This is a genomic window from Cupriavidus sp. HMR-1, from assembly GCF_000319775.1.
In the GTDB taxonomy this organism is placed as follows: domain Bacteria; phylum Pseudomonadota; class Gammaproteobacteria; order Burkholderiales; family Burkholderiaceae; genus Cupriavidus; species Cupriavidus metallidurans.
Map to the genome: position 1 here is coordinate 1 of NZ_ANKP01000101.1, position 14,203 is coordinate 14,203.

The following is a 14,203-nucleotide window of genomic DNA, read 5'->3' on the forward strand; positions in this document are numbered from 1 at the left end:
CCCCCGCCGATATAGCGCAGGCTGCTCATGTCGAACGACGCCAGGTTCGGACTGCCCAGGAAGTCGATCACCATCGTCGGGATATTGGTCCAGTGCGTGACCTGGTAGCGCGAGATCAGGTGGCCAGCCACTTCGCGATCCCAGCGCGGCAGCATTACCACCGTCGCGCCGCTATAGATCGGACCGTTCATGCCGTACTGCATCCCCGTCACGTGGAACAGCGGCAGCACCGACAGGATTACTGATTCCGCGCCGCTGCCCGACCACGTCGAGCCGCCGACGATGTTGTGCATCACCGAGCGATGGGTATGAATGCAACCTTTCGGGAAGCCGGTGGTGCCGGAGGTGTACGGCATCACGGCCATGTCATCCGGTCCGGCGGTATGCGGGCCTGGCTTCAGGCCGGCGGCAAGCGCCTTGGCCCACGGCGTGGCGTTGTCCGGCAGCGGATGCTCGGCGGTGAGCCAGGCCGGCGGCGCGTCCTCGGGATGCTCGTGGGTCGGCGGCAGGGCATCGGCGTATTGAGTCACGAGCAGATGCTGGAGGCGCTCATCGGCAGGCAGCTCGGCGTCGGCCTGCATCACGCCCGCGGCCAGATCCGCCGTGCAGATGGCCACGCGCGCCTGGCCGTCGGTCACGTAATGCTTGAATTCCTCGGACCGGTTCATCGGATTGACCGGCACCACCACGGCATCGGCACGCAGGATCGCGTAGTAGCTGATGATGAACTGCGGGCAGTTCTGCATGTAGAGCAACACGCGATCGCCCTTCTTCACCCCTGCCTTCTGCTGCAGCCAGCCTGCCAGCGCGGTGGCTTGCGCCTCCAGCTCACGGAACGTGATCGCATTGCCGAAATAGCGAATCGCCGCCTTGTCCGCATAACGGTGCGCCGAGACTTCGAGGTTGTACCAGAGCGAAGTCTCCGGCAGCACGATGCTCGTCGGCACCCGCTTGGGCCAGAACTGGAAATGGGGGCGAACGGACGGCGTTGTGGTCATGGTGTCTCCTGCGGACGGTCGGACGTCGACCGGATTTCTGGAATCGCTAGCGTCGCGAGGTAGGCCTCGCGTATCGGTCAAGCAATATAACTGAACGACCGTTCTATTTTCAACAGGATGTTTTCCCACCCCTCCCCCACGTGGGGTTGCTGAGGTTGTTTTCGGCGCTTACGCCCTCACAATAAGAAGGCAGGCCGTACCCGACGGTCTTTTCAATTCCGAGGTGCAGAACAATGAGCGACGTCACCCTGCAGAACTTTGAAGCCGATGTCATTGAGATGTCGCGCCAGGTCCCCGTGCTAGTCGACTTCTGGGCGCCGTGGTGCGGCCCGTGCCGCACGTTGGGACCGATGCTGGAAAAGCTGGAGGCGGAATCTGGCGGCAAGTGGCGACTGGCAAAGGTCAACGTCGACGAGAACCAGGAGCTGGCCGCCCATTTCGGCGTGCGCAGCATTCCGCATGTGGTGGCATTTGCTGACGGGCAGGCCGTCGACCAGTTCATCGGCGTGCTACCGGAATCGCAACTGCGGGAATTCCTGGATCGCCTGACGCCGAATCCGGGCGAGTTGGCGCTGCGCGAAGCCGTCGAACTGGCCGCCGCCGGCGACCGCGAAGCCGCGCAGGCGTCGTTCCAGGCGGCACTGGCCTACGATCCGGGCGCAGACACGGCACGCCTCACGTACATCGGGTTCCTGCTGGACGGCAACAAGATCGCCGATGCGGAAACCGAGTTCGGTCTGCTCTCTCCGCGCGCCACGCAGGAAGATGCGTATGCCGCGCTGCAAACGCGCCTTGAAGCCATGAAGGGGGTGGGCGATCTGCCCGATGGCGCCGAACTGAAGGCGCGGGTGGCGGCGAATCCGGCCGATCTGCCAGCGCGGCTGGATCTGGCGCAAGTGCTGATCGCCCGGCGCGAGTACGAAGCCGCGCTTGAGCAACTGCTGGAAATCGTGCGGAGCGACCGCGGGTTCGAAGACGACGTCGGCCGCAAGACCATGCTCTCGGTGTTCGAGCTCATGGGCGACGACCCGGCGGTATCACGGTGGCGCCGCCAGCTCGCCACCGTCCTGAACTGAGTTTGAGGTAGCTGACGGTCCAGCCGGACCGTCAGGCCGCTGGCGCCTCGACCAGCGAGAAGCCGTTGGCTTTCATGTGCTCGACCATCATCGTGTCCATCGACTTCACGTGATTGTCGAACCACCCCGACAACTCACCCGTCAGGCGGCGGCCCAGCGACAGCGCGCCCTTGCCCGGACCCTCGGGGTCAGCCCGTTCCTCCACGATCTTGTCGCGCACGGCCTTGGCCACGGACATCACACCCTGGTGCTCGTTGGTGTGGCAGAAGCGCGGGCCGAACTGCATCGCTTCCATCCACTGCTCCTCCTGCTCGAAGTGGTGGTGCGTATGCTCGATCCACTCCTCGAAAGCGGCCAGGAAACCGGCATCGTCGGCTTTTTCCATGGCGGCGAGCAACTGGAGGAATTCGGCGTGCGTGGCATCGGTGACGGGCTCGCCAAGGCGCAGATCGTCGGGCAGGCCTTCGGCCGAAAGGCCGGCGTAGGGGTCGGCGTAGGAGTCGGTATTGGTCATGGAACCGCAGGATAAGGAAGCCGTGAACTGTCGGCAAGCATACCCATTCCGCACCAGTCTGGTCTGATTTCCCGCAAACGGCGCGGCAAATGACGCTATCCTTGCGGCTCATGCCTCACGCTGGACACGTGCGATGCCACGATTGATTTTCTTCTGCGGCCATGCCGGTACCGGTAAGACCACCCTCGCCCACAAGCTGATCGGCCCGCTGATGCAGGCCACCGGCGAACCCTTCTGCCTGCTGGACAAGGACACGCTCTACGGCCGCTACAGCGCCGCCGCGATGCGGGCGATCACTGGCGATCCGAATGATCGCGACAGCCCCGCCTATCTCGACAACCTGCGGGACCCCGAATACGAAGGCCTGCTCGATACCGCTCGTGAAAACCTGATGCTCGGTATCAGCGTGATCGTGGTCGGCCCGCTCTCGCGCGAAATCCGCGCGCACCAACTCACCGACCCCTCGTGGCTGCGTGTACCCGAAGGCACGCGGACCCATGTCGTCTGGGTGCACCTGCCCGAAAGCGAAGCGCAGGCCCGAATCGTGCGGCGCGGCAACCCCAACGACGCCTACAAGCTCGCCCACTGGGACGCCTATCGCACGCGCCGCTTCCTGCCCGAGCCGGCGGAATATCCCGAACTGATCTACTTCGACAACGTCGCGCCCCAAGAGGCGGACATCAAGCGGCTGCTCGCGGCATTAGCCGCCTGAGGCAATCGCCCCGATCACGGCCGAAGCAGCCACGAAGCCGAACACGGCAGTCACGGCCACCGAGGAGCCAAAACCCGCGCAGGCCAGCCCCTGCGGGCCCTGGCGTGGCGCGGGCGGCACCTCGTCGATCTCGCACGCCTGCTGTTCGGGCTCGGGATAGCGCAGCGGTTCGTCAGAGTAGACAGCCTGGATGCCGAACTTCTTCTTCGGATCACGCGGAAAGCCCCACTGGCGCCGCAGGTTGCCACGAACCTTGGCCAGCAGCGGGTCCTGGATCGTGCGGGCCAGATCCTCGATGCGCACGCGCGTCGGGTCGAGCTGACCGCCCGCCCCGCCACACGTGATCACGCGAGCATCCTCGCGGCGCGCCCATCCGAGGATCGCGGTCTTGACCTTCACGGCATCAATAGCGTCGATCACGTAGTCGAACCCCGACAACAGGGCCTGCACGTTGTCCTCGGTCACGAAGTCGTCCACGGCCGTCACGCGGCAGCGCGGGTTGATCGCCACGATACGTTCGGCCATCGCGTCCACCTTGGCACGGCCATAGGCGTCGCCCAGCGCATGGATCTGCCGGTTCGTATTCGATGCCGCGATGTGGTCCAGGTCGATCAGCGTCAGGCGGCCCACAGCGTTGCGAGCCAATGCCTCGGCTGCCCAGCTTCCCACCCCGCCGATGCCGATCACGCAGACATTGGCCGCTTCGAGCCGCGCCATGCCTTCGGCGCCATACAGGCGCGCAACGCCGCCAAAGCGGCGATGATAGTCATCGTCCTCGGGGCTTTCGTGAGACAACGGCGCAGGCAGGTCCTGCGTCGCGAGAGGCGTGGGGGTAAGGGTCATGCGTTCTTGTTGCTGTGTCTGCCGGCACCGGCTGCCGACGAACCGTGCCGGCATTTTATGCCAGCCGCCGCCTCCGGGTCGGCGCCAGAATTCTGAAAGTCAGTCAAAGGCGGACAAACGCATTGGCATTGCCTCCCTACAATAGGCATAGTGGTTGATCCGCCGCATGGCTGACACCAGGAGATAACTTTCCCATGCCCGCCTCGCACCGCCGCCGCACGATCGCTCTCTTGAGCCTGTTCACGCCCCTGGCGCTGATCGCGCTGGTGGTCGTCGTCGTCCTGACCTTCGACTGGAATCGTATCAAGCCGTGGCTCAACGACAAGGTCACACAGGCCATCGGCCGCCCGTTCGCCATCAACGGTGACCTGACGGTGACCTGGAAACGTGCCGAGGGCGAAGCCGGCTGGCGCACGCTGGTGCCGTGGCCCCGCCTGTCGGCCAAGGACATCACGGTCGGCAACCCGGACTGGGCCAAGCAGCCGAGCCTCGCCACCATCCGCGAGCTGATCTTTATCCTGCGGCCAGCCCCCCTCCTGACGCACGAGATCAGCGTGCCAACGATCGTCGTGGACAGCCCGGCCGTCTGGCTCGAACGCCTGGCCGACCGCCGTAACAACTGGACATTCGATACCGGGCCGGAAACCGGCGAGTCGCCGTGGCATCTCGATGTTGGCGAAATCGTGCTGGAACGCGGCAACCTGTCCCTGAACGACGGCGCGGAGAAGATCGAGTTGCAGGCCACGCTCGACACCATCGGCGACCAGCCACTCTACGATCAGGAACGCGACGGCGCGCTGGCCCCGCCCGCTGACGCCTCGGCGGCTTCCGCAGGCGCGCCAAACAAGACGGAAAGCAAACCCGAAAGCCGGTATGGCATCCGCTGGAAGGTCGTCGGCCATTACAACCAGGCCACGATCAATGCGACGGGCAAGGCCGGCACCGCGCTGAGTCTGCGCGACACCAGCAAACCTTTCCCACTCCAGGCCGATGTACGCGTCGGCGGCACGCGGGCCCGAATCGAGGGAACGCTGACCAATCCGGCGGAACTGGGTGCGCTGGACGTGAGTCTGGTGCTGTCCGGCGACAACATGGCGCGGCTCTACGCGCTGACCGGCGTGGTACTGCCATCCACGCCGCCGTACGAAACACGCGGCCGGCTGGTGGCCACACTCAAGAAAGGCGCATCGTCCTATACATACCGAAATTTCACGGGCAAGGTTGGCAGCAGTGACCTCGGTGGCACGCTGACGTTCGCGCAGCGCGCGCCACGACCGCTGCTGTCCGGTGAGCTGGTGTCGAAACAGCTGCTGTTCGCCGACCTCGCGCCGATCATCGGCGCCGAGGCCAAGCCCGGCCAGGCCGCCGCGGAAAGCACGGTCAAGCAGCCCGCGAACAAGGTGCTGCCAGTGGCGCCCTTTCATACCGAGCGCTGGGATGCCATCGATGCTGACGTGACGTTCACGGGAGAGCGCATCGTTCGCGACGAAACGCTGCCGATCACGAAACTGGCCACGCACGTCAAGCTGACCGATGGTGTGTTGCGGCTCGATCCCCTCAATTTCGGCCTGGCCGGCGGCAACCTCGTCTCGACGATCCAGCTCGATGGCAAGCGCGAGCCGATGGCCGCCATGATCGACATGCACGCCCGCCATCTGCAGATCCGGCAGCTTTTCCCGAAGATCGAATCGATGCACGCGAGCGTCGGCGAGGTCAACGGCGGTGCCAGGCTGACCGCCACCGGCAACTCGGTCGCGGCGCTGCTCGGCTCGGCGAACGGCGAAGCCCGGCTGCTGGTCGAGAATGGCACGGTCAGCAAGTTCATCCTCGAGGCAATCGGCCTGAACGTCGGCAGCGTGGTGATTTCGAAGCTCTTCGGCGACAAGCCGGTGCAGATCAATTGCGGCGTCAGCGCGTTCGGCTTCACCAATGGCGTGGCCCAGGCGCAGACGTTTGTGCTCGACACGCAGGATGCCGTGATCAAGACTGATGGCGCGATCGACTTCAAGGAAGAGCAGCTGGCACTGACGATTCATCCCGATTCCAAGGGGTTACGCATCTTCTCGCTGCGCTCGCCGCTCTACGTCGGAGGAACATTCAAGAAGCCGTCCGTCAGTCCGAACTACGCCATCCTGGCACTGCGCGCCGGCAGCGCGCTGGCGCTGGCATTTACGGCGCCTGTCGCACTGGTGGTCCCCCTGCTCGACATCTCGCCGGCAGAGGACAGCCAGTGCGGCAAGCTGCTGGCGAACCTGAAAAAGCGGCCTGTCATTGCCACGCCGCCGGGCAAGCCCGGTCCAAAGAACCGGCAGCCCGCATCCACCCCATCTGTCCCCGCTGCACCGCACAATCCGTCGCGTCCTGCCAACGATGCGCAGCTCTTCCAGGGGGGCTGAAGGCCGGCCATGCGTTACGCATGGCTTCCGCGCAACAGATCGCTGAAAGAATCTGTTGCGGATTTGCACTTCCCCTCTTCACCAACGTTGTGCATGCCCGACGTCAGTCGCATAATCAAACGGCCATTGACTAAGCAAGCATTTAACACAATGGCGAACAACGGTTGCCGTTGCTGGTCCAGTCCAGCCATTGACGACCTTGTCTGGTGCGGCCTCGCGCCGCACTGGTTTTTCTTTCGCGCGTCTTATCGCCTGGGCCCCTGAATCGTTGCCGGCGGCGCGAACCACCCCATTGCCACCGCGCCCCCATGACGTTGCCCCACGCCGCCGTCCCCCCGATCAGTTGGCTGATCGCGCTGACGGTGTGCAACCATTTGGCGTTCAACGCCAGTCGCGTCGTCGTTTCCCTCTTTGCCATCTCGTTGAAGGCGTCCACCGTGACGCTGGGCATCCTCATGTCGCTCTACGCGCTATTGCCGATGTTCCTGGCGATTCGCGCCGGCAAGCGCATTGACGAGATCGGGCCACGTCTGCCGATGACGGCGGGCTCGCTGATGGTAGTGGCCGGCACGCTGCTGCCGGCGGTCTGGCATGACATCGCCTCGCTGTACGGTGCCTGCGCGCTGATCGGCGTGGGCTTCATGCTCGTGCAGGTGGCCATGCAACTGCTGATTGGTCAGGTATCGACCAACGAGACCCGCCTGCGCAACTACACGCTGCACGCACTGGGCCTGTCCATTTCCGGCACGCTGGGTCCCGTGGCGATGGGCTATATGATCGAGCACGCCGGATACCGTGCGGCATTCTGCGTGCTGGTGGTCATCGCGCTGGTCGGCCAGGCTGGCCTGCAGTACGTGCGTCCGCGCCTGCCCGCGCAAGGCGGCAACGCAGGCAGGATCGCCATCGAGGACGGCTCGCGCCGCTCGACGCTGGATCTGCTCCAGCACCCCGAGTTGCGCGCGGTGTTCATTGCCAGCGCCGTGCTTTCGGCCGCGTGGGATCTCCACGCGTTCCTGATTCCGATCCAGGGCACGCATATCGGGCTGTCTCCGTCGTCGATCGGCTGGGTGCTCGGTGCGTTCTCGATCGCCACGCTGGCGATCCGCGTGGCCATGCCGATGGTGTCGCGCCACTTTTCGGAATGGCGGATCATCCGCCTGGCGCTGACCGTGGGCGCGATGGCGTATCTGGTCTATCCGTTCGTGTCGCACTTCTGGCTCATGTGCAGCCTGGCATTCGTGCTCGGCCTCGCGCTGGGCAGCGCCCAGCCGAACGTCATGAACATCCTGCACACGGTGTCGCCTTCGGGTCGCGCCGGCGAGGCACTTGGCCTGCGTTCGGCGGTACTGAACACGAGCCAGGTGGTGTGGCCGCTGACCTTCGGCGTGGTCGGCACGGCGCTCGGCATGTTGCCGATCTTCCTGTCGATGGCCGGCGCGATGGGCATGGCGGGTTACTACTCGCGCAGGCAGTCGCGCAAGATCGCCCTGCCCGACTGAAGCACCCGGTGCGCCCCCCGGGGTGCCCTGAGCGCGTTGCGGCAACGCAAATGCAGCGTGCAGCGCATTCGCTATACTCGAAGTACGCTTATCCGCGCGATTCGTGCGCGGAACGCAAACCTTCCTGATACGCGACATGACCCAACTCGCAGACCTGCGCCGCAACTACATGCTGAGCGCGCTTTCCGAAACCGACGTCGCTCCCGACCCGATTCGCCAGTTCCAGTCGTGGTTCGACGAAGCCATGCAAGCCAAGCTGCCCGAGCCGAACGCCATGACGCTGGCCACCGTGGGCGCCGACGGCCAGCCGTCCGCGCGCATCGTGCTGCTCAAGGGCATGGATGCCGACGGTTTCACATTCTTCACCAATTACGAAAGCCGCAAGGGCGTGGACCTGCTGGCCAACCCGCGCGCGGCGCTGTTGTTCCATTGGGTGCAGCTCGAACGGCAGGTCCGAGTCGAAGGTATCGTCGAGAAGGTCGAGGGCGCGGAGAGCGACGCCTACTACGCGTCGCGGCCGCTCGGTTCACGCCTGGGTGCCTGGGCATCCGAACAGAGCCGCGAGGTTGCAGGGCGCGACGTGATCGAAGCGCGCGAAGCGGATTTCCGCAGCAAGTTCGGCGAGAACCCGCCGCGCCCGCCGCACTGGGGCGGCTACAGGCTCAAACCGACTTGGATCGAGTTCTGGCAAGGCCGCCCTTCGCGCCTGCACGATCGAATCGCCTATCGCCAGAACGCCGATGGAAACTGGCAAATCGTGCGGCTCTCGCCCTGACGCCATCAGCGTCTGCGAGGTCTGATAGACATTTGTCCAATGAAGGACCTGCACTGCACAATTTCAAAAATTGGCGTAAAGTTTGACGGTTGCTGCACCGGCTATGCACCGGTGCGCACCCCAAGGCCAGCGCTGCGTATGAACGCGCAGTGATCGCAGCAGACCGTGGGGCATTCGTTCGAGAGGGATAACCAACCAATCGGGAGAAAGCCGCATGTTTTTCAAGCAGACCCTGGACAAGCAACTCGATAGCTGGATTGCCGATGTGCGCGAGCACTCGAATTTGCCCGTCAAGCTCCGACTCTGGAATGGCAGCGAATATCAGCTCGGCAGCTTTGACAGACCCGCCGTCACGCTGACCGTGCGCGAAGCCTCCGCGCTGCCATTCTTGCTAGTACCCAGCCTGGACAACCTCAGTGAAGCGTATGTCCAGGAGAAGATCGACCTCGATGGGCGCCTGGCCGACATCATCAAGGTGGGATACGGTCTCTCCGCCGCCGCCGCCCGCCGTGCGGGCGGCGTGCTGAACAAGGTGGCGCAGCATTTCACGCACACCAAGGCCGAGGACAAGGCGTCGATCCAGTATCACTACGACGTTTCCAACGACTTCTACAAGCTCTGGCTCGATCCGAACATGGTCTATTCATGTGCGTACTTCGAGAACGGCAACGAAGACCTGGCCACCGCGCAGATCAAGAAGATCGACCATATCCTGACCAAGATCCGCTTGGAACCTGGGCAGACGCTGCTCGACATCGGTTGCGGCTGGGGCGCGCTGGTGCTGCGAGCCGCGCAAAAATTTGGCGCCAGGTGCGTGGGCATCACGCTGTCACAGAACCAGTTCGATCTGGCGACCGCGCGCGTGAGGGCTGCGGGCCTGCAGGACCGCATCGAGATCCGCCTGCAGGACTATCGCGACATCAGCGGGCAATTCGACCGCATCACGAGCGTCGGCATGTTCGAACACGTCGGCAAGGATAACTTGCCGGGTTATTTCGCCCGTATGCGCGACCTGCTGGCCGAAGGTGGCGTGGCGATGAACCACGGCATTACCGCCACCGACCCAGACAGCGGCGAGATACCGATGGATGGCTCGGGCTTCATGGATCGCTATGTGTTCCCACAGGGCGAGTTGCCGCATATCGGCATGGTGCTGACCACGATGCAGAAAGGCGGCCTCGAAGCCTTCGACGTGGAACTGCTGCGCCGCCACTATGCGCAGACGCTGCGTCACTGGGCGGAGAATTTCGAGACCAATGCCGATACCATCCGCGAGATGGTCGGCGAGAAGAAGTTCCGCATCTGGCGCATCTATCTGGCGGGCTGCTCGCACGCATTCACAAGCGGGAAGATGTCGATCTACCAGGTGGTATGCCAGAAGGCCGATCGCAATGCCGACACATTCCCGACGTCGCGGCGTTATATTTACGCGTCTCCGATCGGTACGCCTTCCTGACGCTTGACTGAGAACCTCGACCTATTCGGCGATGCCCCGGCATCGCCGCCCGTTGCGAAGCCCGCCGCCCGACCTGCGGCGGGCGATCCCGAAAAGAAAAAGCCCGTTGGCAAGATCGTCCAACCTTGGACGCCCGACGCCGCGTTGCAGGCGCTCGCGAAGCAACTGCCGCCAAATCTCTACTTCGGCACCTCGTCCTGGTCCTATCCCGGCTGGCACGGCATTACCTACGACGGCCAGTACACCGAGAGCCTGCTCTCACGCAAAGGTCTGAGTGCCTGTGGCCAGCATCCGCTGCTGCGCGCGGCTGGCATCGACCGCGGTTTCTACGGCCCGATTCCATTGGCCGATTACCTGAACTACGCCTCGCAGGTGCCCGAAGACTTTCGCTTTCTGGTCAAGGCGCCCGCCAGCGTGTGCGACGCATGGCTGCGCGGCCCCGATGGCGCCGGTCGGCTGCAGAACGCCGCGTTCCTCAATGCCGAGATCGCAATCCGTGACTTCATCGAGCCGGCCACGAGCGGGCTCGGCCCGCGCTGCGGCCCTCTGCTGTTCCAGCTTTCACCGCTGGCTGGCATGGCGGATGACGGCCCCGCTTTCCTGGCACGGCTGGACGCCTTCCTTGCCGAACTGCCCGCGCTGGACCGCGCGGTGACGCCAAATGCCTGCTATGCCGTGGAGATCCGTGACGCGGCGCTGCTGACACCCCGCTACATCCGCATGCTGCGCGAGCGCGGCGTGCGTTTCTGCCTGGCCGCGCGTGACCGTCTGCCACCCGTGCAACGTCAGGCTGCGGCGCAGGCATTGATGGACGATGGCGCGCCCGGCCCGCTGGTCTTGCGCTGGATGCTGCGCGAAGGCCGGTCCTATTCGATGGCCGAGCAGGCATTCTCGCCATTCGACAAGCTCGTGGACGAAGACGCCGAAACGCGCCACGCCATCGCTGACGTGGTCGTGCGTACGCTGCGCGCCGGCCAGCCCGCCTATGTCATCGTCAGCAATAACGCCGAAGGCTGCGCGCCGTTGAGCATCGCGCGGCTCGCTGAGGTAATCGCCGGGAAGCTGACGACCTAGCGCCGCATCCGGTGCGAGAAATCGCGCCGGAATTTCGTCAGCTTCGGCGAGATCACAAACGCGCAGTACCCTTGCGCCGGGTGCTCCTGGTAGTAATTCTGGTGGCTGGCCTCGGCGGGCCAGTAGGGTTGCTCCGGCTCCACCTGTGTCACGATCGGCGCATCGTAGACATGCTCGGCAACCAGCTTGCCAATCACATACTCGGCGACCGCACGCTGCGCCTCTGAATGCGTGAAAATGCTGGAGCGGTACTGTGTGCCGACATCGTTACCCTGTCGGTTCAGTTGCGTCGGATCGTGGATTGAAAAGAAGATTTCAAGGATCTCGCGATAGTTGATCGCGGACGGGTCGAATGTCACCCGCACCACTTCGGCGTGCCCGGTATCTCCCGCGCAAACCTCGTGATAGGTGGGCTGGCTGACGTGCCCGCCCGTGTATCCCGATTCCACCGCGCGCACACCGGCGACCTGTTGGTAGACCGCCTCCAGACACCAGAAGCAGCCGCCACCGAGCGTGGCGATTTCAAGGCCATGGTCCATTTGCTCGTCCCCTTCCAGTCGCGGACGCCACGCTGGCTCGCGCAGGCGTCCTGTCTAGGATAAGCACTGGGCGCGCTTGCTGCCGACTTTAACGCGCCCCGACGGCTTCCAACGTCACTTCAGCGGTGATTGGCTGGACTCCGCTACAATCGCAGGCAACGTTGGCTCGCCTGCTTTGTGCGAAAAACCACCGAAAACATCGCAAACGCGGATTAGGTTGATACGCGTTGAATGCAAGGCGGCCATCCCGATATGAAGATCATGGATTTGTGTGAAGCCCGAGACATGGGCATACCCGAGGCCGAGACCCCGATCATGGCGCGCAAGGCCACCGCCCCCGATTTCGACAGCCAGCATTTCAAGCGGGCGCTGTCGCAGTTCGCCACCGGTGTGACCGTGATCACGACGCGCGCGGCCGGCCACCCGCACGCCAACGGCGCTCCTTTCGTCGGCATCACCGCGAGTTCGTTCAACTCGGTATCGCTCGATCCGCCGCTGGTACTGTGGAGCATGGCCACGCGCGCCAACAGCCTGCCGATGTTCCGCGACGGCTCGCACTACATCATCAACGTGCTGGCGGCGTCGCAGCTCGACCTCTGCCAGCGCTTTGCCACGCTCAAGGGCGACCGGTTCGCCGGCGTCGACTATCGCCTTTCCGCCACCGGATTGCCCATCCTTGCCAACGCGCTGGCATGGTTCGAATGCCACAACCGCAGCCGCTATGACGAAGGCGATCACGTGATCTTCGTCGGCGAGGTCGAACGTTGCGGCATTTTCGATACCGGCGGACAGCCGCTGGTGTTCCAGGGCGCCCAGTTCTCCACGCTTTCGCCGCTCGACCGCTAGGCTAGCCGCCCGCTTCCTTCACGATCGCCAGCGGCGATCCGTCGGTCTTGATCCGCTGCAGGACGATGTTCGAGCGGATATCCATGACACCCGGCGTGCGATAGAGCCGGTTCACGATGAAATCCGAGTAGTGCTTCAGGTTGCGCGCCTGAACGCGAAGGATGTAGTTGCTGTCCCCCGTGATCACATAGGCCGTGAGCACTTCCGGCCACGTCTGCACGACCGCGTTGAACGTGTCGTGCCACCCCTCCACGTCGTGCCGCATCGACACCTGCACGATGGCCTCGATCTCCAGCCCGAGCTTTTCGGCGTCGAACCACGCGTGGTAGCCGCCGATTACGCCACTCTCTTCCAGCAACCGCACGCGCCGCAGGCACGCCGACGGCGACAGCGCCACGCGGTCGGCCAGGTCCTGGTTGCTGATGCGGCCGTTCTCCTGCAGGCACGTCAGGATGCGCAGATCGATCGGATCAAGGTTCATTTCGCAGAATCCACGAATTTCCAGAATTGATACGCAATTTTATGCGAAAGAAGGCCAAATCGACGGCCCATTTCGCAAGGCTTTTTTCGGGCAGTTTGACTATGATGCCCACACACACCGCGCCCGAGAAAAAGCGCAGACGCGAGACACCATGCCCCAAGCCCCCCACAGACACGACGGTCGCCGCATCTGGGATATTTCCCCGGCCGTTTCGCCCGCCACGCCAGTCTGGCCTGGCGACACACCGTTCCAGCATGACCCGGCCTGGCAACTCGACGAGCACTGCCCGGTGAACGTCGGCCGCATCACGATGTCGCCGCACACTGGCGCCCATGCCGACGCCCCGCTGCACTACGCGGCGGATGGCGCGCCGATCGGAGCCGTTCCGCTGGACGCCTACCTGGGCCCGTGCCGGGTGATCCACTGTATTGGCGCGGCACCGCGCGTGGAACCGCATCACATCGCGCACGCATTGGCCGGCACGCCGCCGCGTGTGCTCTTGCGCACCTACACGCAGGCGCCGCAAGGCATATGGGATTCCGCTTTCTGCGCCGTGGCGCCGGAGACGATCTCGCTGCTAGCCCGCCATGGGGTCCAGCTGATCGGCATCGACACGCCGTCGCTCGATCCCGAAACCTCGAAGACGATGGACGCGCACCACGCCGTGCGTGACCACCAGCTTGCCATTCTCGAAGGCATCGTCCTCGACGAGGTGCCGGCCGGCGACTACGAACTGATCGCGCTGCCGCTGCGCCTGGCCACGCTCGACGCGAGCCCGGTGCGCGCCGTGCTGCGCGAGCTCCCCTGACATTCACGAACCGATTTCGAACGGACGAAGACCGCATGACAACGCTGACCCGAGCACACTGCCAGACGCTGGACCGGGACGACCCGCTCCGCGCACTGCGCGAACAGTTCGCCCTGCCCGAGGGCGTGATCTACCTCGATGGCAACTCGCTGGGCGCACGCCCGCGCGCCGCCGCCGCGCGCGCCG

The 14,203-nt window shown here is 64.3% G+C and carries 14 protein-coding genes and 1 pseudogene; 10 read left to right on the forward strand and 5 right to left on the reverse strand.

Annotation, left to right across the window (positions count from 1 at the left end; all coding sequences use genetic code 11):
* A partial coding sequence (locus tag D769_RS14595) for an AMP-binding protein (RefSeq protein WP_008646244.1) occupies window positions 1–998 on the reverse strand: 998 nt, incomplete at its 3' end.
* A 233-nt stretch (window positions 999–1,231) separates the two neighbouring features.
* On the opposite strand from D769_RS14595, the gene trxA reads away from it, so the two are divergent.
* Window positions 1,232–2,074, forward strand: a complete 843-nt coding sequence (gene trxA, locus D769_RS14600; RefSeq protein WP_008646246.1) for a thioredoxin — start codon at window positions 1,232–1,234, stop codon at window positions 2,072–2,074.
* Window positions 2,075–2,105: 31 nt separating this feature from the next.
* Here trxA and D769_RS14605 read toward each other — a convergent pair whose 3' ends face one another.
* The gene (locus D769_RS14605; protein ID WP_008646248.1) at window positions 2,106–2,588 is read right to left on the reverse strand and encodes a bacteriohemerythrin; all 483 of its coding nucleotides are present in this window, start codon (window positions 2,586–2,588) and stop codon (window positions 2,106–2,108) included.
* Window positions 2,589–2,721: 133 nt separating this feature from the next.
* Here D769_RS14605 and D769_RS14610 point away from each other — a divergent pair, with 133 nt between their 5' ends.
* A complete protein-coding gene (locus D769_RS14610) occupies window positions 2,722–3,300 on the forward strand; it encodes an ATP-binding protein (protein WP_008646249.1) in 579 nt (192 codons plus the stop codon).
* On the opposite strand, the gene tcdA is transcribed toward D769_RS14610, so the two are convergent.
* A complete protein-coding gene (gene tcdA, locus D769_RS14615; RefSeq protein ID WP_008646250.1) occupies window positions 3,289–4,143 on the reverse strand; it encodes a tRNA cyclic N6-threonylcarbamoyladenosine(37) synthase TcdA in 855 nt (284 codons plus the stop codon). The genes D769_RS14610 and tcdA overlap by 12 nt on opposite strands.
* Window positions 4,144–4,337: 194 nt before the next feature.
* Between tcdA and D769_RS14620 the strand changes: the two genes are divergently transcribed.
* The 5 genes from D769_RS14620 (at window position 4,338) to D769_RS14640 (ending at window position 11,343) form a co-directional block, all read left to right on the forward strand.
* The gene (locus D769_RS14620) at window positions 4,338–6,539 is read left to right on the forward strand and encodes an AsmA family protein (RefSeq protein WP_008646251.1); all 2,202 of its coding nucleotides are present in this window, start codon (window positions 4,338–4,340) and stop codon (window positions 6,537–6,539) included.
* Window positions 6,540–6,847: 308 nt separating this feature from the next.
* Window positions 6,848–8,038 carry an MFS transporter gene (locus D769_RS14625; protein ID WP_008646253.1) on the forward strand — a complete coding sequence of 397 codons (1,191 nt, stop codon included), beginning with the start codon at window positions 6,848–6,850 and terminating at the stop codon, window positions 8,036–8,038.
* Between the two features lie 136 nt (window positions 8,039–8,174).
* Complete coding sequence (gene pdxH / locus D769_RS14630) at window positions 8,175–8,813, forward strand: pyridoxamine 5'-phosphate oxidase (protein ID WP_008646257.1); 639 nt, start codon at window positions 8,175–8,177, stop codon at window positions 8,811–8,813.
* A 214-nt stretch (window positions 8,814–9,027) separates the two neighbouring features.
* A complete protein-coding gene (locus D769_RS14635; RefSeq protein ID WP_008646259.1) occupies window positions 9,028–10,269 on the forward strand; it encodes a cyclopropane-fatty-acyl-phospholipid synthase family protein in 1,242 nt (413 codons plus the stop codon).
* A gap of 3 nt (window positions 10,270–10,272) precedes the next feature.
* The gene (locus tag D769_RS14640; protein WP_008646263.1) at window positions 10,273–11,343 is read left to right on the forward strand and encodes a DUF72 domain-containing protein; all 1,071 of its coding nucleotides are present in this window, start codon (window positions 10,273–10,275) and stop codon (window positions 11,341–11,343) included.
* Here D769_RS14640 and msrA read toward each other — a convergent pair.
* Window positions 11,340–11,882: a peptide-methionine (S)-S-oxide reductase MsrA gene (msrA, locus tag D769_RS14645; protein ID WP_008646264.1), complete on the reverse strand. Its 543-nt coding sequence runs from the start codon at window positions 11,880–11,882 to the stop codon at window positions 11,340–11,342. The genes D769_RS14640 and msrA overlap by 4 nt on opposite strands.
* A 285-nt stretch (window positions 11,883–12,167) precedes the next feature.
* Between msrA and D769_RS14650 the strand changes: the two genes are divergently transcribed.
* Complete coding sequence (locus D769_RS14650; RefSeq protein ID WP_024569952.1) at window positions 12,168–12,728, forward strand: flavin reductase family protein; 561 nt, start codon at window positions 12,168–12,170, stop codon at window positions 12,726–12,728.
* Window position 12,729: 1 nt separating this feature from the next.
* Here D769_RS14650 and D769_RS14655 read toward each other — a convergent pair whose 3' ends face one another.
* On the reverse strand, window positions 12,730–13,209 hold the full coding sequence (locus D769_RS14655; protein ID WP_008646266.1) for an Lrp/AsnC family transcriptional regulator: 480 nt from the start codon (window positions 13,207–13,209) through the stop codon (window positions 12,730–12,732).
* A 151-nt stretch (window positions 13,210–13,360) separates the two neighbouring features.
* Here D769_RS14655 and kynB point away from each other — a divergent pair, with 151 nt between their 5' ends.
* Complete coding sequence (kynB, locus tag D769_RS14660; RefSeq protein WP_008646267.1) at window positions 13,361–14,017, forward strand: arylformamidase; 657 nt, start codon at window positions 13,361–13,363, stop codon at window positions 14,015–14,017.
* Window positions 14,018–14,052: 35 nt separating this feature from the next.
* Window positions 14,053–14,203: pseudogene (locus D769_RS31840) on the forward strand (kynureninase); the annotation flags it as partial.